General features: G+C 56.4%; 22 protein-coding genes and 1 tRNA gene. 9 read left to right on the forward strand and 14 right to left on the reverse strand.

Features of this window, described 5'->3' with window-relative positions; translation table 11 throughout:
* Position 1 precedes the first annotated feature (1 nt).
* Both ADG72_RS04625 and ADG72_RS04630 read left to right on the forward strand, forming a co-directional pair.
* Positions 2–850 carry a glycosyltransferase family 2 protein gene (locus tag ADG72_RS04625; protein ID WP_048712651.1) on the forward strand — a complete coding sequence of 283 codons (849 nt, stop codon included), beginning with the start codon at positions 2–4 and terminating at the stop codon, positions 848–850.
* Positions 850–2,304: a DUF2079 domain-containing protein gene (locus ADG72_RS04630; RefSeq protein WP_048712654.1), complete on the forward strand. Its 1,455-nt coding sequence runs from the start codon at positions 850–852 to the stop codon at positions 2,302–2,304. Before ADG72_RS04625 ends, ADG72_RS04630 begins: the two co-directional genes overlap by 1 nt.
* Positions 2,305–2,399: 95 nt before the next feature.
* Here ADG72_RS04630 and ADG72_RS04635 read toward each other — a convergent pair whose 3' ends face one another.
* From ADG72_RS04635 to ADG72_RS04645, 3 genes are all read right to left on the reverse strand, one after another.
* Entirely contained in the window at positions 2,400–4,844 is a 2,445-nt protein-coding gene (locus ADG72_RS04635) for an HAD-IC family P-type ATPase (RefSeq protein WP_048712658.1), read from the reverse strand.
* Positions 4,845–4,915: 71 nt separating this feature from the next.
* Positions 4,916–5,161, reverse strand: a complete 246-nt coding sequence (locus ADG72_RS04640) for a heavy-metal-associated domain-containing protein (protein WP_009748199.1) — start codon at positions 5,159–5,161, stop codon at positions 4,916–4,918.
* Between the two features lie 50 nt (positions 5,162–5,211).
* Positions 5,212–5,496 carry a metal-sensitive transcriptional regulator gene (locus ADG72_RS04645; protein WP_048712661.1) on the reverse strand — a complete coding sequence of 95 codons (285 nt, stop codon included), beginning with the start codon at positions 5,494–5,496 and terminating at the stop codon, positions 5,212–5,214.
* A 143-nt stretch (positions 5,497–5,639) separates the two neighbouring features.
* Here ADG72_RS04645 and ADG72_RS04650 point away from each other — a divergent pair, with 143 nt between their 5' ends.
* Both ADG72_RS04650 and ADG72_RS04655 read left to right on the forward strand, forming a co-directional pair.
* Positions 5,640–7,037, forward strand: a complete 1,398-nt coding sequence (locus ADG72_RS04650) for a hypothetical protein (protein WP_048712664.1) — start codon at positions 5,640–5,642, stop codon at positions 7,035–7,037.
* Positions 7,024–7,629, forward strand: coding sequence for a hypothetical protein (locus tag ADG72_RS04655; RefSeq protein ID WP_048712667.1), 606 nt, complete (start codon positions 7,024–7,026; stop codon positions 7,627–7,629). The genes ADG72_RS04650 and ADG72_RS04655 overlap by 14 nt, the downstream gene beginning before the upstream one ends.
* Positions 7,630–7,636: 7 nt before the next feature.
* Here the strand turns inward: ADG72_RS04655 and purB are convergent, their stop codons facing one another.
* Entirely contained in the window at positions 7,637–9,103 is a 1,467-nt protein-coding gene (purB, locus tag ADG72_RS04660) for an adenylosuccinate lyase (protein ID WP_048712669.1), read from the reverse strand.
* Positions 9,104–9,210: 107 nt separating this feature from the next.
* On the opposite strand from purB, the gene ADG72_RS04665 reads away from it, so the two are divergent.
* A complete protein-coding gene (locus ADG72_RS04665; RefSeq protein WP_048712671.1) occupies positions 9,211–9,483 on the forward strand; it encodes a hypothetical protein in 273 nt (90 codons plus the stop codon).
* Positions 9,480–11,111: a hypothetical protein gene (locus tag ADG72_RS04670; protein WP_048712672.1), complete on the forward strand. Its 1,632-nt coding sequence runs from the start codon at positions 9,480–9,482 to the stop codon at positions 11,109–11,111. The genes ADG72_RS04665 and ADG72_RS04670 overlap by 4 nt, the downstream gene beginning before the upstream one ends.
* A gap of 16 nt (positions 11,112–11,127) precedes the next feature.
* Here ADG72_RS04670 and ADG72_RS04675 read toward each other — a convergent pair whose 3' ends face one another.
* Together ADG72_RS04675 and ADG72_RS04680 are read right to left on the reverse strand one after the other, a co-directional pair.
* Positions 11,128–11,511 (reverse strand): phage holin family protein, encoded by a 384-nt coding sequence (locus tag ADG72_RS04675; protein WP_048712675.1) that lies wholly within the window; start codon positions 11,509–11,511, stop codon positions 11,128–11,130.
* A 33-nt stretch (positions 11,512–11,544) separates the two neighbouring features.
* Positions 11,545–12,342, reverse strand: coding sequence for a YwiC-like family protein (locus ADG72_RS04680; protein WP_239667660.1), 798 nt, complete (start codon positions 12,340–12,342; stop codon positions 11,545–11,547).
* 134 nt (positions 12,343–12,476) lie between these two features.
* On the opposite strand from ADG72_RS04680, the gene ADG72_RS04685 reads away from it, so the two are divergent.
* Positions 12,477–13,469 (forward strand): bile acid:sodium symporter family protein, encoded by a 993-nt coding sequence (locus tag ADG72_RS04685; RefSeq protein ID WP_048712682.1) that lies wholly within the window; start codon positions 12,477–12,479, stop codon positions 13,467–13,469.
* A gap of 195 nt (positions 13,470–13,664) precedes the next feature.
* Here ADG72_RS04685 and ADG72_RS04690 read toward each other — a convergent pair whose 3' ends face one another.
* From ADG72_RS04690 to ADG72_RS04710, 5 genes are all read right to left on the reverse strand, one after another.
* Positions 13,665–14,861: a glutamate--cysteine ligase gene (locus ADG72_RS04690; RefSeq protein WP_048712686.1), complete on the reverse strand. Its 1,197-nt coding sequence runs from the start codon at positions 14,859–14,861 to the stop codon at positions 13,665–13,667.
* 12 nt (positions 14,862–14,873) lie between these two features.
* A complete protein-coding gene (locus ADG72_RS04695; protein WP_048712688.1) occupies positions 14,874–15,641 on the reverse strand; it encodes a glutamine amidotransferase-related protein in 768 nt (255 codons plus the stop codon).
* 110 nt (positions 15,642–15,751) lie between these two features.
* Positions 15,752–15,825, reverse strand: a tRNA-Pro gene (locus ADG72_RS04700).
* Between the two features lie 81 nt (positions 15,826–15,906).
* Positions 15,907–16,887 carry a metallophosphoesterase gene (locus ADG72_RS04705; protein ID WP_048712690.1) on the reverse strand — a complete coding sequence of 327 codons (981 nt, stop codon included), beginning with the start codon at positions 16,885–16,887 and terminating at the stop codon, positions 15,907–15,909.
* Positions 16,888–16,890: 3 nt separating this feature from the next.
* Positions 16,891–19,068 carry a transglycosylase domain-containing protein gene (locus ADG72_RS04710; RefSeq protein ID WP_048712692.1) on the reverse strand — a complete coding sequence of 726 codons (2,178 nt, stop codon included), beginning with the start codon at positions 19,066–19,068 and terminating at the stop codon, positions 16,891–16,893.
* Positions 19,069–19,245: 177 nt separating this feature from the next.
* Between ADG72_RS04710 and ADG72_RS04715 the strand changes: the two genes are divergently transcribed.
* Positions 19,246–19,626, forward strand: coding sequence for a WhiB family transcriptional regulator (locus ADG72_RS04715; protein WP_019126742.1), 381 nt, complete (start codon positions 19,246–19,248; stop codon positions 19,624–19,626).
* Positions 19,627–19,653: 27 nt separating this feature from the next.
* Positions 19,654–19,815 carry a DUF4177 domain-containing protein gene (locus ADG72_RS08630; protein ID WP_009748214.1) on the forward strand — a complete coding sequence of 54 codons (162 nt, stop codon included), beginning with the start codon at positions 19,654–19,656 and terminating at the stop codon, positions 19,813–19,815.
* Positions 19,816–19,898: 83 nt separating this feature from the next.
* On the opposite strand, the gene ADG72_RS04720 is transcribed toward ADG72_RS08630, so the two are convergent.
* From ADG72_RS04720 to ADG72_RS04730, 3 genes are all read right to left on the reverse strand, one after another.
* Positions 19,899–20,582, reverse strand: a complete 684-nt coding sequence (locus ADG72_RS04720) for a Crp/Fnr family transcriptional regulator (protein ID WP_009748215.1) — start codon at positions 20,580–20,582, stop codon at positions 19,899–19,901.
* A 181-nt stretch (positions 20,583–20,763) separates the two neighbouring features.
* Positions 20,764–21,693 carry an alpha/beta fold hydrolase gene (locus ADG72_RS04725; RefSeq protein WP_048712695.1) on the reverse strand — a complete coding sequence of 310 codons (930 nt, stop codon included), beginning with the start codon at positions 21,691–21,693 and terminating at the stop codon, positions 20,764–20,766.
* On the reverse strand, positions 21,690–23,069 hold the full coding sequence (locus ADG72_RS04730) for a hypothetical protein (RefSeq protein WP_048712698.1): 1,380 nt from the start codon (positions 23,067–23,069) through the stop codon (positions 21,690–21,692). The genes ADG72_RS04725 and ADG72_RS04730 overlap by 4 nt, the downstream gene beginning before the upstream one ends.
* Between the last annotated feature and the right edge of the window lie 42 nt (positions 23,070–23,111).

The raw sequence follows: 23,111 nt of genomic DNA on the forward strand, positions 1-23,111 counted from the left end.
AGTGACTCCCGTTCAATCCGTCGAACCCTCACCTTCCCAGAAGGTCGCTGCGATCATCTGTGCCCACAATGTGGGTCGGCAGATCGCCTCAACTGTTCGTGCATGCCGCGCAATCCCAGGCGTTGACCTGCTGATTGTCATTGATGACGGCTCGGATGACGAAACCGGGAAGTATGCGCGCGCCGCCGGTGCGGTTGTCGTTCGCCATTCCGTTCCCCGAGGCCGGGCCTCGGCACGCGAAACGGGAGTGAAAGTCGCAGCAATGCGCGATCCCGTGGACGCTCCCGGACGCCATATCCTCTTCCTCTCTGGAGACTTGGGGGAGAGTGCCGTTGATGCCGCATTCCTTGTCGAAGCGATCTCCAGTGGGCGCGCGGATCTGGCGTGTGGCGTGCCCGCGGACTTGAGCGTCTCCGATGGGAAGTCACGGAAGGGGACCTCCGCTCAGCGCCTAGCTCACAATACGATCCGTCGCCAGACCGGTTGGGATTGTCAGGCGCCGCTTTCCCCAGAAATGTGCCTGACTCGCGAGGCTTTGAATTGCATCATGCCTTTCGCAAATGGTTACGGCCTAGAGCTGGACCTGAAGGTACGACTGCTTTCTGAAGGAATGACAGCCATTGAACTGCCCTGCGCTTTCGAGCATACGGGCGATGATCACAGTCTGGTCGAGCTCAACCCCACGACAGGTTTCGCCGATGTGTCGTGGACGTCAGCAATGCTGGCCTTACGCAAAGTGCGCCTGCGCCGTCGCTTCCGAACCCCTGTCTCTCTTCAACGCTTGGGTGCCCCCTACCCTGATCCCGAGCACACTCCCGTATCCCAATCACCCGCAGGAGAAACCAGTTAATGTCTGAAAAAGGTACCCGTTTGCGTACATCCCGCGCGCTAGCGGCCTATCTTCCCGCTGCACTTTCCGTTGTCCTGGGCGCCTGTCTGTACATCACCTTCTCGGTGGGCCAGTGGCGTTCGCTGACCGTCCCCTCATGGGATCTGGCTATTTTCACCGAGGCAGCGAAGTCCTATTCCCACTTCTCCGCGCCGATCGTGCCCGTGAAGGGGCCGGGTTACAACCTTCTGGGTGATCACTTCCACCCCATCTTGATTCTTCTGGGGCTGGTCTATCGCTTCTTCCCCTCGGGACTAACCCTGCTGGTTGTTCAAGATCTGTTGATTGCGGTTTCTGCATGGCCGCTGGTTCGCCTTGCAAGCAAGCAGGCCGGGTGGCTTCTTGGGACATTCGTTGGGATTGGGTATGTCATCGCATGGGGTTTCCAGGGTGCTGTTGCCTCTCAGTTCCATGAGATTGCTTTTGCTGTTCCCCTTCTTGCGTGGGCCTCTGCCGCATTTGTTGAGGGTCGCTGGGTTGCCGTGATGGCATGGTCGGCGCCTTTGGTGTTGGTGAAGGAAGACCTTGGCCTCACCGTCATGATGATCGGCCTCGTGTTGGCCTGGCGAGGCCGAGAGAATGAAAAGTCCTTCACCTATCCCTTGTTTTTCGCGGTCTTTGGACTTCTTGCCTTCTTCGTGACTGTCAAGCTGCTTTTGCCCGCTTTCAACGCATCGGGCACATGGGCCTACAGCTTGGATGGAAGCAACAATCGCGGGGATGTCACTCTGATTGAGCGCGCGCTGTGGCCTGCCCAAAAGTATGGCGTGATTGCCATGGTGATTTTAGGGGCCGGCATCATTGGTATGGCATCCCCCTGGTTCTGGGTCATCATGCCAACAATTGCCTGGCGTTTTTTGGGATCCGTTGACTACTACTGGGATTGGAAGCACTGGCACTACAACGCGATTTTGATCCCCATCCTCTTGGGTGCCTTGCTGGATGTTCATCACCGGTGGTCTTCGCAGCAGGATTCTTCGATTTCCCGAGGCTGGGGCTGGGTAACCAGTACGCAGCGTCCCTTGGTGGCAACAATTGCATTGGCACTGCCCTGCGCCGCGGCTTTTGTGACCGCTCCACAGCTTCCGATGTGGCAGATGATGAATCCAGGTTTTGGAACGCTGAGTCCTCGAATGACCCAGGCTCAAGAGATCAATGAGCTCATCCCCGAGAATTCGAAGGTCGAAACTGATCTCACCCTGCTGGCCTACTTGGTTCCACGCCACGAGGTGTATTGGGTGGGATCCGCTAAGAATGTTGACGTCGACTATGTCGTTGTCGACCAACGAGGAGCCGCCTGGGGAGACAAGAAGAATGTCGATGCCGTGGCTTACGCGCAGGGTGCGCATCCGGGGCATAGCTTTGAATTGGTTTATAACCAGGGCGGTTTCCAGGTCGCTAAACGCATCAGCTAATGCGCTTTACTGGAATTGATTGAGCGTCATATCGGTCAAGACACACGGGTGCCCCCGCGAGAAATCGCGGGGGCACCACGTATGAGAGTGATACTTCAGTGCGCGCGGCGCAACCTCATGGAGTTGAGGACAACACATACCGAAGACATGGCCATCGCAGCCGAAGCGAGCATCGGGTTGAGAAGCCCGAAAACCGCGAGCGGAATCACGATGACGTTGTAGAAGAAGGCCCAGAATAGGTTCTCTTTGATGACCTTGAGGGTCGCACGCGAAATACGAATCGCAGCGGCAGCCATCGTCGGATCCGAGCTCACCAGCGTCATATCCGCAACAGCGATCGCACTATCCGCACCCGAACCCATGGCAATACCCAAGCCTTGAGTCGAGGCCTGTGCCAGAGCAGCCGCGTCATTAACGCCGTCACCCACCATGGCTACCTGGTGGCCTTCTTCTTGAAGGCGCATCACCGCATCGCGCTTATCTGCGGGAAGAACTCCTGCAATAACCGAGTCAATCCCGACCTGCGAAGCGACAAAACGTGCTGCAGATTCGTGATCACCAGTGAGCAAGGTCGGAGTGATACCCAAGGCCTTAAGCTGGGCAATCGCATCCTTCGATGACTCCTTCACCGTGTCACGCACAACGAATGCACCCAGAAGCACGCCATCAAGGTGCTCGGGAAGTTCGCGCGTTTGAGGTGTGAGTGTCGCTGTGGATGCTTGAACAGAGGCAAGTCGACGCGAACGTACCTGCGGCTCATATCCCGCTGCCTTCACGACCTCTTCAAGCTGAGCATCGCTGTAATCGTGCTTGAGGGTAATTCGAGCGCTCTCAGTTGCCAGGTTGACCTGCGCATGAACACCATCGAGCTTGCCCAACTTGCGCTCAACTCTGCGAACGCAGGAAGCACAGGTCATGCCGCCCACGGCCATATCGACGATGATCCCACCATCCTCGTCCTCTTGCGTGGGCTCCGAAGCCTGCGTCGGGTCCGTATCACCGGCGGAGGAAGTTTCCTGCCAGCCCTCAACGCGCGCGCTGGCCACAACGGTCGCTCCCGTGGCCTCGGCCTCGGAGATCGCGGAAAGCGCGGACTGAGGAAGGGAAATACCAAGCTCACCCAGCCAGCTCACGCGGCCGGCCAGAAGGAGTGCGCCGTCTTCGGCAAGCGCGGAAACCCCAAGTCCGGGGTGGTTGCGCAGCTCGCGAACCGGGTGCGAGGGAAGCTCGCGCTCGTGGGCAGCTGCAGTGAGCGCGCGGGCAATCGGGTGCTCCGAGGCCGACTCCAGCGAGGCGGTCACGCTGAGTGCATCCTCGCCGGCCTGGGCATCGGGAGAATTCGCGCTTCCATCGGGAAGGATCACGGACTCCAAAGACATGGCACCCTTCGTTAAGGTGCCGGTCTTATCAAGGAGGATCGTGTCGATGCTGCGCGTGCGCTCAAGGACCTCAGCGGAAGAAATGAGGATACCCATCTGCGCGGCCTTGCCCGAACCCACAAGGAGTGCGGTTGGCGTAGCCAGACCAAGAGCACAGGGGCAGGCAACAACCAGTACAGCGACGGCTGCGGTGATTGCGCTTTGAACGCCAGCTCCGGCAATGAGCCATCCCGTCAAAGTCAGTAGGGAAAGCACAATGATCGTTGGAACGAAGACCGAAGAAATACGGTCCGCAAGACGTTGGACCGGGGCCTTTGTTGCCTGGGCCTCGGTAATCATCTGGCCGATGTGAGCCAGCTGAGTTTCGGATCCAACGGCGGTTGCGCGGACGATCAATGCTCCCGAGGTGTTGAGGGTCCCTCCGGTGACCGTGCTACCAGGGGATACTTCGCGGGGAAGAGATTCACCCGTCATGAGCGAGGTATCCAAAGCGCTGGAGCCCTCTTCAACGATGCCATCGGTTGCAACCTTGTCTCCGGGGCGAACCTGGAAGAGGTCTCCGACGCGAAGTTCAGCTGCGGGGATGGTGCGGAACTGGCGATCCGCGCCACTTCCTTCAACGAGGATTGCGTCCTTCGCACCGAGCTCAAGAAGAGAACGCAAGGCATCACCGGAGTGGTAGCGCGTCCGTGCCTCCATCAGTCGGCCGGCTAGAAGGAAAGTAACGATTGCGCAGGCACCCTCGAAGTAGATTTCTGCGTGCGTTGCGTGGCTGCTCGCGGGGATGAGCGACATATGCATCCGCATGCCGATCATGCCTGCGCCGCCAAAGAGCAGGGCATACCACGACCACAGGCTCGAGGCGATGACGCCGAGGGAGACCAGGGTATCCATGGTCGAAGATCCATGGCGTCCCGCCTGGAGGGCAGCGCGATGGAAGGGGGCGGCACCCCAGATCACGACGGGTAGCGAGGCGAAAGCGGCGACCCACTGCCAGCCGGGGAACTGAAGTGGAGGAACCATGGACAGGCCCAGAACGATGATGGTGAAAGGGAGGGTCACAAGGAAGCGGTTGCGTAGATCCGCAGCGCGGCGCAGCAGGCCGTCTCCTAAATGTTCGCTCTCAGTATCAGTTGATGTGCGGTGAGTTTTGGTAGTCATTCTGAGCGATTCTGTCGTGTCTGGTTCATGGGATATCCGGGGGCACCTGATGGCGCCCCCGGATGAGGAGATCAGAAATCGCGAGCGATTCCGACCAGTTCGAAGCCGGCCTCGGAAACAGCGTCACGCAGAGCGTTGTCATCGAGTTCGGTGTTGGTGACAACGGTGGCCTTGGAGGTTGCGCCGGAGTTGAGGATGACCTCGACGTTCAGGACGCCGGGGACCTCGCTCAGTTCTTCGGTGACAGATGCGACGCAGTGTCCGCAGGTCATTCCGTTGATTGAGAGTTCGACGGTACGATCAATTTCCTGTGCCATGATGGCGCCTTTCTTTGGTGGTGGAAAAGTGGAGAGACGTATGCGCACGCTTAGGACTTCACCAGTCGCGCGATTGCCTTTGTAGCTTCTTGGATCTTTTCGCGTCCTTCTTCTTCGCTGTGTTGAGCGGCGTGAAGAACGCAGTGATTCATGTGGTCTTCAAGGAGTCCCAATGCGACGGAGTCCAGTGCGGACTGCACTGCAGAAATTTGAGTGAGGACATCAATGCAATAGGTGTCCTCTGCAACCATGCGTTGCAGCCCCCTTAGCTGGCCTTCAATTCTGCGAAGGCGCTTGAGGTACTGCTCGGTTTCTTCGGTATATCCGTGAGTCATTGTGTTCCTCCCTACGCTTCAAAATATACCCCCGGGGGGTATATGTGTCAATAGGAAATAAAGATGGGGAAACTCTCGTTGAATCAATCCGTACGCAGATGCACGTCAGGGGGCTTAGGCTTGCACCTAGGGAAGGAGAGGTAATGAGACGACAACACCACCGCTCGTATTACGCACGGCGTCGTGTGCCGGGCTCTTTTACTTCCCTCTACCTGCGTGCGAAAGTTATCCCGCTTGCACCCAAACTGCTCTCCGCGCTCGCGGTTGCGGGGGCCTCGACACTGGGATTTCTTCCATCGGATATTCGCTCGCGTCTGCGGATGGAATCAGATCGTCTGGGCGAACAGGTATCAGAACAATCCCAATCGATCTTTTTCCGGGACCCCGGATTGGACACACTTTTCGTACGTGTTCTCTGTGGCATCGCAGGCAGTGCCGGGAAGATCGTTCACGCAGCAGCGGCACTGGACTCTGTTATTGGATTGGATCGCACAGGCAAACTTCAACGCTTGGCGCAGGTGACGCCTCGTGATGGCTTTGAAGCTCTGATGGCGGGGATGCTCATTGTCGGTACTTCACTGGGGCAAATGACCGGTGGAACCGCACACGCAGATAAGTATTTTGATTCTGATCGTGGCCAGGATTTTATTGAGATTCCAGGGCGACCGCATTCCCAGGTCAAGCGTCTTTGGGCACCGCGCTCGCTCCAAGATTTGGCTGCGGATATCGATGACATGTATTGGGCTGGAACCTATGGGCAGTCCATCAAAATCACGCGCGTAGGCCAGGGGAAGACACGTCGTTGGCTCGTGTCAATTCCCGGAACACAGCACTTTGATACTCCATCAACCCCCAACCCGGCAGACATGGAGGCCAATATTCGAGAGGCATTGGGAATGCCCTCGTCTATGCGCGCAGGCATTATTCTGGCACTTCACCAAGCGATGAATGAAGAAGGAGTCGACCCTGAAGGCTTTGCTACGGAGCCAGTGATGCTTGCCGGTCATTCTCAGGGCGGTCTGATCGCGGTGAATTTAGGAAGCCTATCTGCGCAGGAAATAGGAATTGATGTTCGTGCGATTCTTGCCATGGGAGCTCCCGCCAGGAGAACACGAATTCGTCCAGAAATTGTCATGGTCGATATTGCCCATGATCAGGATGTTGTTCCATCCACTGATGGAACACCGGCTCGCGCCCCTGATCATCGGATCATGGTGGGACGAAAGCTCATTCAGCCACGACTGCGTGCCCTGTACTATGCGCATTCCTCATCGACGTACACCGAAACGGTGGGACACCTTGAGCGTCGCAGTGCCATCACTCAGTGGGATCGAGTCGGGCAGGCGGTTCGCACGCTCCAAGCGATGCTCCCACAGGGCGATGAGCCTACCCGCGTGCGCATCTATGACGTCTGGCAAGAGCTCGATGACCCAAATTCGGGGGTTTGGTCGCGGGTGAAAGGTATCCATTCTCGGCAACTCACCAGTAATGCACAAGAGACTGATGACAATCACGATGGGGTGACGCATGGACGCGAATAGATCACTCAAGCGGATCTTGGGGATGATGAATGGCTCTGCGCTCCAGCGCATCTCGGACGATATCCCACGGATTTCGAATCCCCTTGGCCTTGCAGCTATGGGAATCGCAACGCTCGGAGTGGGAGCTGCGCTTACGCGTCTGCGGCCAAGCGATAGGGAAGGACGTTCTCAGCGCTTCGCCCGCATGATCGAGGCAAGGCTTCGCGCAACCCTAGAAAAGCAGGTTGCGCGGGGTGAATACGGCAATGTGAATTCCGCTCCATGGGATGTCGACCGCTGCGAGGTTCAGGTTAACGAAGGCTTTGGGAAACCAACCATGGTTTGCTTCACTGTAGTGATGACGGCTGGCACCGAAGAGCTAGCGGAAGACCTTCGTACGCGAGCTGCGCAGGGTTTACTTGCTGCAGCTGTAGAAGCAGCCTGGCGTAATCCCGAAATTGCACCGATTGTCATTGAAGGCAAGCTGCAAAGCGGTGATCAGGAAATCGCTGACATGCGCGCTTTGGGCTACTCTTCCCTGCAAGTACGCCCCGAAGAGCTCTTTGAACGCTTGGGGGCACCCGCATTTGATAGTGGCTGGAGGCCCGTCTAAACCAGCATTATTCTGCGCTGATCCAATCGACCATATCGGGTGCATAACCCGTGTAGGTCTCAGGAGTGAGCTCCATGAGTCGTTGCTTCTGGTCTTCGGGTAAATCCAAAGAAGATACAAACTCACGTAGACGCTGGATATCAATATCGTGTCCGCGGGTCAGTTCCTTCATGCGCTCGTAGGGGTTCTCCATGCCGTCGCGCCCCTCAAGGGAGGCAAGACGCATGACCTGCTGGATGGCCTCGGAAAGAACTTCGGGATGCTGTGCCAATTCCTCAGCCATGACCCGTGAATTCAGTTCGATTCCCTCTAAACCGCGGGTCAAATTATCGATCGCAACAAGTGAGTGCCCCAAAGCCACCCCGATATTGCGCTGAGTTGAGGAATCCGTCAGATCGCGCTGAAGCCGTGATGTCACCAAAGTTTGGGCAAGGGTTTCCAACAGCGCGCAGGAAATCTCGAAATTAGCCTCGGCATTCTCAAAACGAATGGGGTTGACCTTATGCGGCATCGTCGAAGAGCCGGTCGACCCTTGTGCACCAAGCTTTTGGTGGAAATAACCCAAAGAAATGTAGGTCCAGCAATCCGTCGAAAGATTATGAGCAATGCGTCCGAAGCGCGAAATATCGCTGTAGAGCTCACTTTGCCAGTCATGAGACTCAATCTGAGTCGTCAGCGGGTTCCACGTCAGACCGAGGCGCTCCACAAAATCCTTCGTAAGAAGCGGCCAGGGAACCTGGGGTAGTGCAACGCGGTGAGCAGCCCAAGTTCCAGTGGCTCCGTTCATCTTGCCCAAGTATTCCGCGTCTTCAATTCGTGACAGCTGGCGAGAGAGGCGATAGGCGAAAACCGCCAATTCCTTACCCATAGTGACCGGAGTTGCCGGTTGACCGTGGGTGCGCGCGAGCATGGGAACATCCGCACCATTTTGAGCCAATTCAAGAAGTCGCGAATGCAGCGCCTGTGCACGAGGCAACCACACTTGGCGAACGGCAGCTTGAACATTGAGGGCATACGAGAGGTTATTGATGTCCTCCGAGGTTGCAAAAATATGGACCAGCGGACGAAGCGAGGGAAGTACAGTGTCAGGTCCGAGAACATCGCGAGCTGCCTCGAGGCGATGATCAATGTAGTACTCGACTGCCTTCACATCGTGGCGAGTTTCAGCTTCGATCTGAGCGAGTTCGGCAACGGAATCCGCGTTGAAATTCTGAGGAAGTGCACGCAGATAATCCAATTCCGCATCAGAGATTTTGGGTGCATGAGCGATGATGCCCCGTCGCAGCAACTCAATCATCCACTCAATCTCGACAAAAATTCGGGTTCGATTGAGTGCAGCTTCTGAAAGGTACTGAGTCAGTTCTTGGGTTTGAGGGCGGTAGCGACCGTCCAGTGGAGAAAGCGCCTGGCCAGTTGCTGCTAGGTCTGCGTATCCCATTTCGGGCGAAAACATGGATCCTTGCTGCGAAGTCATGTCTTAATCATCTCAGACCGAGGCCGTGCTGCCACGGGACCACGTTTTGAAACCTTGTATTCACGCACAGTCGTGACGGGTTATCGGTGTTTTCCACAGAAATTGTGATGCGTCTGAATCGAGAAAAGAGTCTTCATACTCTGACACGTATGTGGATGTTCACGGTATGTCAGTCGCTTCAGGTAATAGCAGACAATTGTGCGGATATCGCAGCGACGATGAATGAATTTTCTCTGTCGTCATGGACTGGGAACGGAAGTGAAGGTGCGCGCGCAGAAATTGATCAAATTGCGAAGGGATCGAATTCTTGGTCCGCACTGGCATCGCAGCTGAAAGAACTTGCGCAATTAGAAATGGCAAGTCTGGAGGGACAGTCATGAGCGATGAATCCGTGTCGTGGATGCTTGTCACTTCTTCACAGACGCGCATCGATACTGAAGCACTGGTGGATGATGTCCTCTCAATGAGGAAAATCAAAGATGCCTGTGATGAGCAGTTGAATATGCTCGCTGGGATGATCCAAGACTTGAGGATTCACAAGTGTGGAGAGCTGGCCGACCACTTTTACTCGCTTGGCGCGCACCTCAGTGAGCGGATGGATAGTTGCGCGAAAAAGCTTGCCTATGTTGCGCGGATCCACTCTGGTGCCGAGGCCGATGTCCGAGCATACCAGCGCACCTGCGCCCGCTTAGACAGCGGTTTGGGAGTAAATATCTGGGGCGGTGGCTTAGTACTCTCGCAAAAGATTGGACGTTTTGGAAAGTACCTGAATCCAAACCTTCCCTTTCTCATGGCACCTGTTGGATTGGTTCATGGAGGGGCGGTTGTTGCAGCCCACGGCTATTCCTTTGTCCATCAACCAAAAGATGCAGAGCTGGGTATCCGGACCCAGTATGACGTTGGCGAAGTGGCCAGAATGCTCAGTGGTACGAATTCGCACAAGAATGCAGAAGTGACGCGCGATGCCGCAGCCCAAGCATCAACCTTCTATGCGGCGATGGGCTGGTTAATGTTTGGCCGACACAGGGGAGTGAAGGTCTCAGCCCAGACACTTCCAGCGACTGCCGGCGAGGGAGCTGCATCGCGTACCCGGGTATTGGAAGGTGTTGCTGATGGCGGAAAAGTACGCACATACTGTGGGCCTTTCGGTGTTGCCCTCTATGCGGCTCATAGCGTTATTGCCTACCCCAAACACACGCCGACGGTCCAACAGGCAAACTCGGGAATCGTGCAAGGTGGGAATGGCGAAGCTCCCCCTCATGTGAACACGCCACTTCAGGCCTCGGCAGCCCTTGAGAGGATTGGGGAATTGCGCTCAAGCGCGGATGAAGGCCAGATCGAAATCCTTCAGCATGTCACTACAGATGAACAGGGTCAGGAACGCCGTTCGTGGTCCGTCATGATCCGAGGAACACAGAAATGGGGACCCGGTGAGGATAATCCTCAGGATATGCTGACGAACCTTCAGGCGGTTGGCCAATCTGACTCGGATCAGCTTCGTGCGGTGAAAACGGCCATGGATATGGCGGGAATTCGCAGTGATGAACCCGTTGAGTTCATAGGGCATTCACAAGGAGGAATCATCGCTGCTCAGCTGGCTTCCGAAAGCGATATTCGCGCACGCTACAGCGTGGCCTCGGTTCTAACAGCGGGATCTCCCGTCGCAGGTTTTCACCCAGATCCTGGTGTCCCCATGCTCAACATGGAAAATACACGCGATATCGTTCCCGCCCTTGATGGTGCGGCAAATACGAATCGGGAAAATGCGCTCACCTTGCATTTTGATAGCGAACACCTGGATGTGAAGCAGGGCAGTGACAATCCCATTGCAGCACACGACATCGGGACCTATACGCAGGCGATCCGTGAATGCGAGCAGGTGAATCCGCAACAGAACCCCAATATTGGGGAAGTAATGCGCTGGGAAGAACAAAGAAGAACTCGGCTAGGTATCACCGATACGACGCAAACGCGTTCCTATATCTTTGATACCCGCCGAGTGACGTGATGTGTGCGAGGAAGGATTAATCCTTCTTGGATGCTCCAGTCAGGCTTCCAAAAAGCGAAGAGACAACAGCGGTGATAATCGCGCCGATAATTGCCGCTCCAATCCCAGAGACAGAGAAAGGAAGACCCAAAGAGTGGGCAACTCCGCTTGCCACCATGAAACCGATGCCATTAGTCACCAGAGCAAAGAGTCCGAAAGTGAGGATGTACAGGGGGAAGGCAAGGATTGAAACCAGTGGGCGCACAATCGAATTCACAATGGTGAAGACCAAGGCGATTAGGCCCAGCATGATGACTGTTTCAGTCAGGGTTGTGCCCTGTGCAATGACGATTCCAGGAACAATTTTGGCTGAGACCCACAGTCCCAAGCCAGTTCCGATAAGACGCAGAATAAAGTTCATGCGCTTAATTATCACTTATCGCTGAGCAAAGAACTATGCGACGATCGCCATAACTGCGCTAAACATCAAAACGCAGGCCAGATATTCGCCGATCCCAATGACCGCGGGGCGAAGTTTGATCCGTGACGAATTTTGTAATGCGGGAACAATGATCGCTCGCGCAGAAAGCACAGTAAAAGCGATCAACGACCAGAGCGGAACCACGTGGGTCACAACGCCGACAAGGCCTGCCACGAGTGTCGCTAGGTGCCAGGCAATACAGACGACGAACATCCGTGTGTCCCCGGCGCCTCGGATTAACGATCTGACGTAGAGAGTGGCACCCAGCATGTATGCCGCAATCGCCGCCGCCGCACACCAGAGTTTGAGTGGTGAATAGTCCTCAGCAATAACCCACACTGACAGCGGATAGGTGCATGAACTGGCCAAAACGCTGGCAATGTGTGAGGGGAGTGAGCGGCGGCGCTTTCTCCAGGCCTCGAATGTTGCAATTGCGCAGAAGATGGTTACGGGGATTAGGATTCGCGCGACAGGACGCGGGTGAAGAATGATGACTGGGATCCCGCATACGGCCGCGATTGCTGCCCAGGTCGCCATCGCCGGTAGGTAGGTTTTGCGGCGTTGAGGTGCGGCGGCCATGTACAGGGTGAGTGCGTGATAGCTGCAGTAGGCCGCTGTCCACGCGGCAAGTAAAAGGAACTGAATGGGCTGAGGTTTCAGGGTGCAGATTCCGACAGCGATGGGGAGGGCAGTCATTACCCACGCGCCGTGCTCATTTGAGAGCCATCCTCGGCGAATAAGTGAGCGCATCCGTGATCCTCTTTGAGCCATGGGCAACAGTGTAGTGCCCCTATTCACTAAGGCAAACCTAAGAAAACCGCGAATTCTGTGCCGGCGCTCACCGACATCCCATTCACTGAGACGTACTTTTTCTGAAGTGGGGCAACAGCGCAATAGTTATAGGTATGTCAACAAACGATACACGCGAAGAACATGCTCCATCCTCGGTTGCTTCAAAGCCCGAGCTCTCTCAGGAAGACCGCTCTGCACGCATCGCGGTCACCGTATTCCCACTCATTATTATCGCAGCATTCGCTCTTGGTCTGATTTTCCCGACCCAGGCAGCAAAGCTCACCTCGGGTGTGAATATTGGCCTGGGCATCATCATGTTCGGCATGGGCCTGACCCTGACCCTTCCCGACTTTGCACTTGTCGTGAAGCGTCCCCTGCCCGTCATTGTCGGTGTTATCGCACAGTATGTGATCATGCCAGGAGTTGCTTTCCTCCTGGCCAAGCTGCTTCACCTTGATCCGGCAATCGCAGCCGGCGTCATCCTGGTCGGGTGCGCCCCGGGTGGAACCGCCTCGAATGTCATCTCTTACCTGGCAAAGGGCGACGTTGCGCTCTCGGTTACCATGACCTCGATCTCCACCCTTCTGGCACCCCTCATGACCCCCCTTCTCACCAAGTGGCTGGCCGGTCAGTACATGCCTGTTGATGCAAAGGCTATGGCTCTCGCGATCGTCCAGATCGTTCTGATCCCCGTCATCGCAGGCATCGTTGTCCGTATGCTTGCTGGCCGCTACGTTGAAAAGATCCTCCCGGCACTTCCCTGGATCTCTGTCCTTGGCATCTCCTACGTGCTGGCAGCAGTCGTTGGTAAGTCCGCCGACAAGATCATGGAATCCGCACTCATCGTCTTCGTCGTGGTCATCCTCCACAACCTGCTGGGCTACTTCTTCGGATACTTCGCAGGCCGTATCTCAGGCGGCGATTACCGTGCAGCTCGCACGACCGCAATTGAAGTTGGTATGCAGAACTCGGGTCTGGCAGCCGGCTTGGCAACGAAGTACTTCAGCCCCGAGGCGGCCCTTCCTGGCGCTGTCTTCTCGGTGTGGCACAACCTTTCCGGTGCACTATTGGCCATGTTCTTCCGCCGTTTCGGCAAGCAGGGCTGAACGAGCGCTGAGGAAGTACCCGCCAGCATCACAGTTCTACTTTCGCGTCGGAATGGTACCGGCCTGAAACTTGTGGGGCGACGCAGCGAAGATCGCATGCGTCGCCCCATTTGTATGTCTGGCACGCTGCAGTCGGGCTTTTACACCCACCATAATTTTCGGATGCCCAGCAGTGCCGGAACACCTAAGACGCTCCTAGTTGTGGTTCCCCGAACGAGGTGTGTGCGCACCTTCCGAAAATGCCTCGATAGTCACCCGAGGATCAAGCGGACGGCCGGCGCGAGTTTCGGCGCGCAGGTGCGAAACGACGGCCTCGAGACTGCCGCAGGCATCGGCAACCGCCTTCTGACGCTGATAACCCACACCAATGCTGCGCATCGTTGAAATGAAATCCAACTCTTCTGCGCAATCAAGGTCCTCAGCAACAGGGCGCAGTTTTTCAATCATTTCATCCAGCAGTTCGTCGATGTGACGCTCATTGCCGTGAATGTCTTCAATCAAAATCGCGTCCATCCCGTAACGCGCCGCACGCCACTTGTTTTCAGCCAAGAACCACGGCGAGATGGTTGGAAGTTCTTCGCCTCGATCAAGAGCTCGTGAACCGTATTCAACCAAGCAGTGAATAAGTGCGGCGATCGCTCCAATCTCTGCCGCGTTGCTGGAAGAATCGCAGACGCGCACTTCCAGTGTGCCAAGCCTGGGCGAGGGCCGAATATCCCAACGGATCTCATCGAAATTCGAAATGATGCCGGTGTGCATCATGTCGCGAGTGTAGTGTTCCAATTCCTCCCAGCGGGTAAACAGCTGAGGGACACCCGCAGTGGGAAGCTGCTGGAAAACCATCGCGCGATTGTCGCAGTAGCCCGTGTCCGTTCCCGCCCAATAGGGTGACGAGGCCGTCAGCGCTTGGATTCGCCCGAGCTGAGTGGAGAGGAAGGCAAGAAGAGGGAGGACCTTAGCGCGCTCCTCAATCCCGACGTGAACATGCGTGCCAAAAATCAGCATTTGGCGACCCCAGAACTGGGTGCGATTGACTAATTCGGCATAGCGTTTTGAGTCTGAAACTCGCTGATGAGCAGGGTTGGCAAATGGGTGAGAGCCAGCGCTTGTGAGGTCGACGCGAAGTGCCGATGTGATCGGCTCAAGCATCTCTAGGCCCTCATTGAGATCGGCAATGGCATCGCGGACACGAGTCTGTTTGCGAGAAACTAACTCCACTGTATTGCGCAGCATTTCACCGTGAACAAGCGTATTTCCCGGATATTGCGCGCAGACTTGAGTGATGATTGCCTGTGCGCATTGACGGAGGTCTTCAGAGTCGATATCGATGAGCTGGAGTTCCCACTCAACACCGAGTGTTGAACGTTCAGATTGTGCGAACGAGATGGCCATAGCTCCCCCTGCTCAGGCTTGTTGGTAGCGGTGGATAAAGGATGCCAATAGGTCGTGGGCGGGTTGAGTATTCGCAGCGTCGCAGCGCGCAACTACCGCGGGTTTCTCTTCTGCAGGATAGTAGGTGTCACCATAGGTCTCAATGCGTAGATGCATCCCTTCTCGCGTAATTTCCGGGTGAAATTGTGTGCCATAGATGTTCTTTCCCCAGCGGAGGATCTGGACGTGGCAGCGAGTTCCGGTCGCCAGAAGTTCGGCTCCCTGTGGAATAGATCCAATTGCATCGGCGTGGCCGGTGTAGGCGTGGAATTTTGGTGGAAGCGTGCCGGTCAGGGGGTCGGCAAGTCCGGCCTCGGTTAAAGAAATTTCGGGGGCCTGGAGATCCTCAGAGAAGCCCTCAACGATGGGTGCTCCCGAGGTTCGAGCCAGGGATTGCAAGCCAAAACAGATGCCGAAAGTCGGGAAATCGCGCTCCAGAAGGATGGATGTTAAGGCATCGATTCGTTCTTCAACGCGTAGGTGCTCGGGAGTCTTTTGCTCATGCGGGTGCTCGAAACCGAAAGGAGAGCCGGTAATGATGACACCCGAATACTGGTCTAAGTCGATATCGCTGGCCGGGTGCGGTGAAGCGGCATCAACTAATGGAAGTGGGTGAAGATCGCTGTCACTGAGCTGACCGATTGCCTTCATCGACGCCAGTTCGTCTCGCGCAAGAATGCCGTCTGGTCGGCACACGGCCACCAGGAAGGGTCGAGAATGAGCGGGTCGAGAAGCGTTCATAACGTCACGCTATCAGCCGTATCAAACTGATGCGCGCGACGATGCGGAAGATGGGATTGTGTAACGGGTAGAAAAAACCCGCAGCACCAAACGATGCTGCGGGAATCACGTCGGGGTGGCGGGATTTGAACCCACGGCCTCTTCGTCCCGAACGAAGCGCGCTACCAAGCTGCGCCACACCCCGTGACCGTTTGAGTATAGCCGTCCAAAGCCGGTGCGCAAAATTTTGTACGCCAAGGTCTGGGGTATTGTCCGTTTCCAGTGTTCAGTCGTGAATTGTCAAGATCGAGGCCTCGGGGCGGGTGGCGATACGCACTCGAGCGTAAGGGGATGTACCCAAGCCCGCGGAAACGTGCAGCCATGCATTCTCGCTGGCACTGGTCTCCCATACGTGCAATCCCTTGCCAAACTCGCGGGGAAGATCGCAATTGGTTACCAGGGAGGTCACACCAGGGAGCCCAATCTGACCACCGTGAGTGTGGCCTGCAAGGATCACTTCTGCACCCAAGTGGGTCATTGAGTCGAGCACGCGCGTGTAGGGTGCGTGGGTCACACCCATGCGAATAGCTCCAGAGGATAGCCAACTTTGCGATAGCCCAGTGATGGAGTCACGGTTAATGTGCGGATCATCGACACCCAGCAGAGCAAGAGGAGCAGGTGCGTAGCTGAACTCGTCGACGTCGGTCGTGGTCTCAGTCTGGTAAGGCTCCACAAGTGCCGAAGAATTCGACAAATCCGCCCAGCCCATCGCGCGCAGGTGTGCGGCAAGTTCGGTCCACGGCAGGTCCACCGCGCGCTCGATCTTTCCTGATTCGCGAGGCCGAAGGTAGCGAGTCCAGCTCTTGGGCTTTGGCGAGTAGTAGTCGTTTGAACCGAAAACGAAGGCTCCGGGGAAATCGGCGAAAATTTCGTGAGCTTGGATCACCATTTCCAGTGCATCGGGACTACCGAAGTTATCTCCGGTAGAGATCACGTAGTCGAATTGCTCGGTATCGCGAATCTCTTGCAGGAAATCGAGAAGAAATTCTTGGCCTGCGAAAAGGTGCAGATCGGAGAAATGAAGGACCTTCGCCATTCGGTGATGACTGCGCAGCATGGGCGTTGACAGTGTCGAAAGCGGGACGTCGTAGTGGCGAAGGACAGGTCGACGCCGCTCGACACTTCCCCAGGCAAGAGCCGCGGTACCACCCAGAGCAAGGGCGGCTGCGCCGCGGAATGCGTGCTTGACGAGTCGATGTGAAGTCATTTCTTACTCATCCCCATCGTCATCATCATCGTTGTCTCCGGGTTGTTGCTGGCCCTGCGGATTTTGTTGCGGGGCAGGAGCTGCACTGGGAGTAGGAGCTTGAGTTTGGCGAGGTGCGGCCTGAGGGGTTCCGATATTCGCATTGGGCATGGGCTGGTTGGGTGTCCCCTCCAGAGCTGTGCTCATATATGGCGCCCAAATGTTTTGACCAACGAAGGTTTCACCGAAGATTTGCGAGTAGTAGCGTCCGTTAATGCGAACGTTTTGAACCGGGGTCGTCGAGGCGTTGCCGTGACCAACCCACGTCGCGGTGGTGAGCTCGGCGGTCGATCCGGTCAGCCACGTGTTTGCTGAGTCGTCGGTTGTACCAGACTTAGCGGCGAATTGGCGACCGCCCGACAAGCGCGTAGCCGTGTAGTACTGGCTTGCCGACTTCGTCAGGGTTGTTGCGACCTTTTGGGCGATCTGCGAATCGATGACCTGCTTGCAGTTCGCAGAACCTTCCTTAAGAACGTTCTCTTGACGGTCGGTGACCTTCGCGATCGAGTAGGGTTGGCACATCTTGCCGTCGTTGACGAAGGTAGCGAAAGCGCGTGCCATGTTCAGCGGTGAAGCAGAACTGGAGCCCAAGATGTTACCGGGCACAGCCAAGATTGGTTCGCCGTTTCCGTCATCAATGCCCATATCGGCCGCGACTTGGAAGATATTGCAGAAGTTGAGCTTGGACGCCATGTTGACGAAGGAGTGGTTCACCGAAATACCGGTTGCGCCGATGACATTGAAAGCACCGTCTTTGCCCGCCAAGTCGACAACGTGCCAGCTTTCAGTGTGGACGGGCTCGCCATCACACTTGAAGGAGCCATTGGGGAAGTTCGTTCGCCCATCGATGGTTTCATAGCCCGAGCGACCTTCCTTATACCATTCGGCCAAGACAAAGACCTTGAAGGTTGATCCGACCTGGAATGAACCATCAGCCGAATAGTTCGACATCGTTTCGTCTTCACCCACGCCGTAGACAGTATTTTGGGCCATGGCGACAACTTCGCCTGTCTGGGGGACCAGAGAGACCAAGGCATCGTCCAAACCAGAAGCATCGTTGGGTGGAATGGTCTTCGTTAAGGCTTCATAGGCGGCATGCTGCTTCTTCGGATCAAGAGTCGTACGGATGGTCAGGCCACCGGTCTTAAGAAGACGCTCACGCTCAATAGAGGTCTTACCGAATGCGCTATCGGCAAGGAACTGGCGTACTGCATAGGAACAGAAGTAGGCATTTTCATCGCCAGCACCCGAACAACCCTCTCGAATCTGAGTGGGGTGAAGCATGTCGCTCACGTTCACGGCCTTTGCTTCGGCTTCTTCGGCCTCGGTAATGACGCCCTGGTCAGCCATGACGGAAAGGACGGTATTACGGCGCTCCTGCGCGGCCTCGGGGTGCTGAAGAGGGTTGTACTGAACGGGGGACTGGACGAGGCCGGCTAGGAGTGCGGCTTCGCCGATCGTCAGTTCGTTGGCGGACTTGGAGAAGTAGAGCCGAGAGGCAGCCTCAACGCCATAAGTGATGGGACCGAAAGGCGCGATATTCAAGTAGCCAGTGAGGATCTGGTCCTTATCCATTTGCTTTTCAACAGCAAGCGCGTACTTGATTTCGCGAAGCTTACGTTCGGTGGTTTGCTCGGTTGCGGCTTCGACCTGGTCAGCATCGCCTTCCATGTAGCCCTTTTCGGCCAATGCGTTACGAACGTATTGCTGGGTAATGGTCGATGCGCCCTGTTTCCCGCCGTCATCGCCGAGGTTGTTGACCATTGCGCGGGCAATGCCCGTGGGGTCGACTCCGTGGTGTTCAAAGAAGCGTCGGTCTTCGATGGCGACGATTGCCTTCTTCATGATGGGCGCGATTTTGTCCGAGGGGATGACAATGCGCTGCTTATCGTAGAAACGGGCAATCACTTGGCCGTTCGTATCGAGCATGGTGGACTCGGTTGCGGGAGAGACAACTTGGATGTCGGTGGGGATCTCGTCGAAGATCTCCATCCCCGCTTTCGCCGTGATTGCACCGGTTCCGACGGCTGGCACTAAGACACCAGCGCTGACCACACCAACCAGTGTTGATGCCGCCAAGAATGACAGCAAGAGCGCCACCAGCTGTGCGGGTCGAACAAAGCGTGTATGCGACTGAGCCATAGGTACAGGATACGTGTAGAGGCCTCGGAAAGTGAGAGGAAGAGGTGGATTAGGTCAACGTTCGGTCTCTTTGCCACATTATGGACCAAAGCCGTCCTAATTTCCCTTATGAAAATTTCATGTGTACTCTCTGAGGAAGAGGTCAATGTTGACCACATGGAGAGGGTGGAGTTTCACATGATTGATAACCACGATTGGGTTGAGTATGCCCTGTGTGCCGAAGATGAACCCGACTCCCTGTTTGTGCAGGGCGCAGCTCAGCGTCAAGTTCGTATGCGCTGCATGGAATGCCCCGTGCGCCTCGAATGCCTTGCAGATGCCTTGCAATCACAGATGTCCTACGGGGTGTGGGGAGGTCTTACCGAACGCGAACGCCGTGTGATTTTGCGCGTTTATCCAGAGAAGACTGACTGGAGTGAGTGGCTCATGCACTCTCGAGATCCTCTGGCGGTTGAGTTGCGCAAACCGCGAGTTCCCCAAAGCTTGTCGATGAAACATCTTCGTACAAACGCCAAGGCATTACGTGAGGCATCACTTTCTGTTGCTGCACGTGGCTAATTGCCGTGAGTGCCGTAGGATGGCGCTATGACTACATGGGAATATGCAACAATTCCGCTTTTGACCCACGCAACGAAGGCAATCCTCGATCAGTGGGGAGCCGATGGCTGGGAGCTCGTCCAAGTTGTTCCAGGACCGACTGGTTCAGATAGCTTGGTCGCATATCTGAAGCGTCCGAAGCAAGACTGATACTGCGGACAATTCTTCGCAATAAACTATCGGGGCCGAGCAGGTTTATCACCTGCTCGGCCCCGAAGGCATTGGGCTAAAGATTAGCGTGCGCGGCGTGCCAGACGATCGACGTCAAGCAGCGTAACCGCACGACCTTCCAGACGGATCCAACCGCGCGAAACGAAATCCGCCAAGGACTTGTTGACAGTTTCACGCGAAGCGCCGACCAGCTGGGCCAGTTCTTCCTGAGTGAGGTCGTGAGGAACGTGGATGCCCTTATCGGTTGCCGTACCAAAACGATCTGCAAGATCGAGCAGTGCTTTAGCAACGCGGCCGGGGACGTCGGAGAAGACCAGATCGGAAAGCGATTCGTTCGTACGACGCAGGCGCTGGGCCAGTGCGCGGAGCATGTGCTTGGCCAGAGTCGGGTTCGCTTCGACGATCTCCATGAGGTCGCTGTGCAGCAAGTGCAGCAGGGTTGCGGGAGATACGGCGGTTGCGGTGGTCGAGCGCGGGCCCGGATCAAAGAGCGTCAGTTCACCAAGGATTTCGCCGGGACCAAGGACTGCAAGCAGGGACTCGCGGCCGTCATTCGAGGTGTGGCCCAGCTTTACTTTGCCTTCGGTCACGATGTACAGACGGTCACCAAGATCGCCTTCTTCGAAGAGGGTTTCGCCGCGTCGCAGTGTTGTCTGACCCATCTTCTGCTGCAGCGATGCCTGTTGCGCCTCATCGAGTCCACTGAAGAGCGGGACTTGGTTGATGAAGTTTGCATCTCCATACATAAAGCCGGAACTCCGTTCTATTCGCGAGCGCCGCTAGCATGCGCCGCCGACTACTGAGCTGTCCTAATCATGTAAGACGGCAGCCCAGCACAAAAGAGCCACCGTGTGATAGTCGTAACTATTATGCATGGTGAACGGTCTAAATCACATATTTGCACACAGTTTGCGCAAATTCGTTTCTTTAGAGTTGACTCTCCGCTGCAAAGCGAGCGGATTCCTGAATGAAAGGAAGGATCGCGTGGATCAGAGCCTGAGGGTTTTCTTCCTGTGGGAAATGGCCGCATTCGCCGACTGCGCGCATGGTGAATTCGCCGCTGGTTGCCTGGACGTCATCAGCAAAGTCAACGTGCGACCATAAACCGTCATCGCGAGCCTGAATCGAAAGCACGGGCACCGTCACGCTCCGCGTTAGAACATTCTTTGAGCTAAATGAGGGCCTAAATGTTGCCCGCAGTGACTCCCATGCGGAGCGAACCGCGATGTGACGGGAAAGAGCCTCGCGGTAGACTTCCGCATTCTCTAGCATTTCCTCGCGGTTAAAAGGCGCAGCCCACTGAGAGATTGAACGGTCGATCCATGCTGAGCGCGACGTAAAGAAGGTAACGCGAGGACGGCGCGATAGCAGGGTTGAGAACCAGCGGCCTCGGCCTCGGGAAGAAAGACCACGCAGGAAGTGCAGGCCCAGCGGATGAGGGGCACACACCGGCACAATCGCCTGCAAGCCCGCGGGTTTAAGCGCACCGAGCATCCACGCGACCACGCCGCCCATTCCGTTGCCGACAACCGTGTAGGAAGAAATTCCCAGTGCCGAGGCCACGCCAGCGACGTCCGTCGCCAGCTGGGTGAGCTCGACTTCTCCCGGAGCAAGATCGGAGGTGCCAAAGCCGCGAAGATCCATTGCGATGGTGCGGATACCGGCCTGTGTGAAGGCGGGAATAACCTCCCGCCACGTCCACCAGGTCATTGGGAATGAGTGAAGGAGGATAACAGCAAAAGAGGCATCCTCGGGTCCCGCGTCGACGATATGGAAGGACGCTCCCGAGGCTGAGATCCTACGGTGAACCCAGGGCCCGGGAGCTTCCAATACCGCGCGAGAAACCTCGGGTTTCACCGCAGACCAGCTGCCTTTTCAGCGCGACGACGTGCGCGGGCGGTGAAGTGTGCACCCGCGGGATTGACGCGCTCTACTTGCTCGCGCATCGCCTCTTCATTGCGTCCGCGGCGACGAACCGAATGCGAAAGGGATGCGATGCCAAGCAGTGCAATTCCAAGGAAGAGGAGGCGGCCGGAGTATCCGGATGCTTGGAGGTGGTGTGCAAGGTTAGCGCCCAAGGCACCGGAATTCTGCAGGAAGTGCAGAACGGAAACCGTGTGTGCCGAGGTAAATCCGGGGGCGAAAACCCAGGGGAGGCCGGCTGCGAAGAAGCAGAGGCCGCCGATCCATGCACCCAGTGAGGAACGCTTGAATGCTTCAAATAGTGCAATAACTGCGACGAATGCGATGGCGACTTCGGTGATAGCAAGCCAGTTGATCACACCGGTTGCTGCCGGATTGCCCTCAGGAAGTGTCATCCGAGCACCGGCATCGGCAATGAGGTACCAGGTGATAGGCAGAGCAAAGATGCCTAGGGCCAATGAGCTCCAGTGAGCAGCCGCGCGAGAAGGCATTTCAGGAACGACGGTTGCGCCCTCGAAAAGGGCATCGTCGAGGCTCTCGGGAGTCTCTTGAGGAACGGTACGTTCACCGCTGTCTTCACGAGGCTTCCACGAAGCTTCGGTCGTTGCGCTTTCCGCTGCCGGAGCAATGAATGCACGCCTACGAACCTGGGTGCTTTCAACCTCGTCCTCGGGTTCCTCGGTGGTTTCGGGCTGAGTAGGTGTGCGGCGCGAGAGGGCGTCGGGAACCTCGGTCACCGAAGGAGAGTCCTCAGGCTCTTCTTCCGCGGCTTCGGAAGTAGCCGGGATCGTTGTGGTGTGTGCGGAGTCGGCAGCTTCCTCAGATTCTTCGGGGGATGCATCCTCGGGCTCTGCGTTGTCCTCAGTAGTTTCCTCAGTCTTTTCCGAGGCCGGCTCAGCATCGACGTCATCGTGGGAAGTGTGCTCAGACTCGGTCACGGTGTCCTCAGCGTGCGCGGAGTCGTGGCTATCGTCGTGCGAGGCTTCTTCGCTCGAGGGCTCGTCTGAAGAGGATTCCTCGCTCTGCGCATCCTCTTGTTCCTGGGCTGACTCGGGCTCGGCCTCGGAATGCTCAGACGTCGAACGCTGTGCAAGAGCATCGTCCACGGATGTTGGGGTGACACCCATGTGAACGGGTTCAACCTGACTGGTTTCGGTGACTGATGCGCCACCGACGATGTCTTCGGCTGCAGATACCTCACCGGGAAGGGTGACTTCTTCACCGGTCAGTGGTGTTTCCTCACCGGTAGGGGTGTGATCGGTATCTTCCGTCACCTTGTCAACGTCTTCCTTGTGTTCCTGATCAGACATGAGACCTCCTCTTCTCGTGCTGACGATAACGAGAAAACGAAT

Origin of the sequence: Trueperella pyogenes (assembly GCF_001070855.1) — a bacterium.
Lineage (GTDB): Bacteria > Actinomycetota > Actinomycetes > Actinomycetales > Actinomycetaceae > Pauljensenia > Pauljensenia pyogenes_A.

Bases quoted from the DNA above. Each gene is read 5' to 3' on its own strand.
- ADG72_RS04630 (WP_048712654.1), top strand. From the start codon at position 850: ATGTCTGAAAAAGGTACCCGTTTGCGTACATCCCGCGCGCTAGCGGCC.
- ADG72_RS04635 (WP_048712658.1), bottom strand. From the start codon at position 4,844: ATGACTACCAAAACTCACCGCACATCAACTGATACTGAGAGCGAACAT.
- ADG72_RS04640 (WP_009748199.1), bottom strand. From the start codon at position 5,161: ATGGCACAGGAAATTGATCGTACCGTCGAACTCTCAATCAACGGAATG.
- ADG72_RS04645 (WP_048712661.1), bottom strand. From the start codon at position 5,496: ATGACTCACGGATATACCGAAGAAACCGAGCAGTACCTCAAGCGCCTT.
- ADG72_RS04650 (WP_048712664.1), top strand. From the start codon at position 5,640: ATGAGACGACAACACCACCGCTCGTATTACGCACGGCGTCGTGTGCCG.
- ADG72_RS04655 (WP_048712667.1), top strand. From the start codon at position 7,024: ATGGACGCGAATAGATCACTCAAGCGGATCTTGGGGATGATGAATGGC.
- purB (WP_048712669.1), bottom strand. From the start codon at position 9,103: ATGACTTCGCAGCAAGGATCCATGTTTTCGCCCGAAATGGGATACGCA.
- ADG72_RS04665 (WP_048712671.1), top strand. From the start codon at position 9,211: ATGCGTCTGAATCGAGAAAAGAGTCTTCATACTCTGACACGTATGTGG.
- ADG72_RS04670 (WP_048712672.1), top strand. From the start codon at position 9,480: ATGAGCGATGAATCCGTGTCGTGGATGCTTGTCACTTCTTCACAGACG.
- ADG72_RS04675 (WP_048712675.1), bottom strand. From the start codon at position 11,511: ATGAACTTTATTCTGCGTCTTATCGGAACTGGCTTGGGACTGTGGGTC.
- ADG72_RS04680 (WP_239667660.1), bottom strand. From the start codon at position 12,342: ATGGCTCAAAGAGGATCACGGATGCGCTCACTTATTCGCCGAGGATGG.
- ADG72_RS04685 (WP_048712682.1), top strand. From the start codon at position 12,477: ATGTCAACAAACGATACACGCGAAGAACATGCTCCATCCTCGGTTGCT.
- ADG72_RS04690 (WP_048712686.1), bottom strand. From the start codon at position 14,861: ATGGCCATCTCGTTCGCACAATCTGAACGTTCAACACTCGGTGTTGAG.
- ADG72_RS04695 (WP_048712688.1), bottom strand. From the start codon at position 15,641: ATGAACGCTTCTCGACCCGCTCATTCTCGACCCTTCCTGGTGGCCGTG.
- ADG72_RS04705 (WP_048712690.1), bottom strand. From the start codon at position 16,887: ATGACTTCACATCGACTCGTCAAGCACGCATTCCGCGGCGCAGCCGCC.
- ADG72_RS04710 (WP_048712692.1), bottom strand. From the start codon at position 19,068: ATGGCTCAGTCGCATACACGCTTTGTTCGACCCGCACAGCTGGTGGCG.
- ADG72_RS04715 (WP_019126742.1), top strand. From the start codon at position 19,246: ATGATTGATAACCACGATTGGGTTGAGTATGCCCTGTGTGCCGAAGAT.
- ADG72_RS08630 (WP_009748214.1), top strand. From the start codon at position 19,654: ATGACTACATGGGAATATGCAACAATTCCGCTTTTGACCCACGCAACG.
- ADG72_RS04720 (WP_009748215.1), bottom strand. From the start codon at position 20,582: ATGTATGGAGATGCAAACTTCATCAACCAAGTCCCGCTCTTCAGTGGA.
- ADG72_RS04730 (WP_048712698.1), bottom strand. From the start codon at position 23,069: ATGTCTGATCAGGAACACAAGGAAGACGTTGACAAGGTGACGGAAGAT.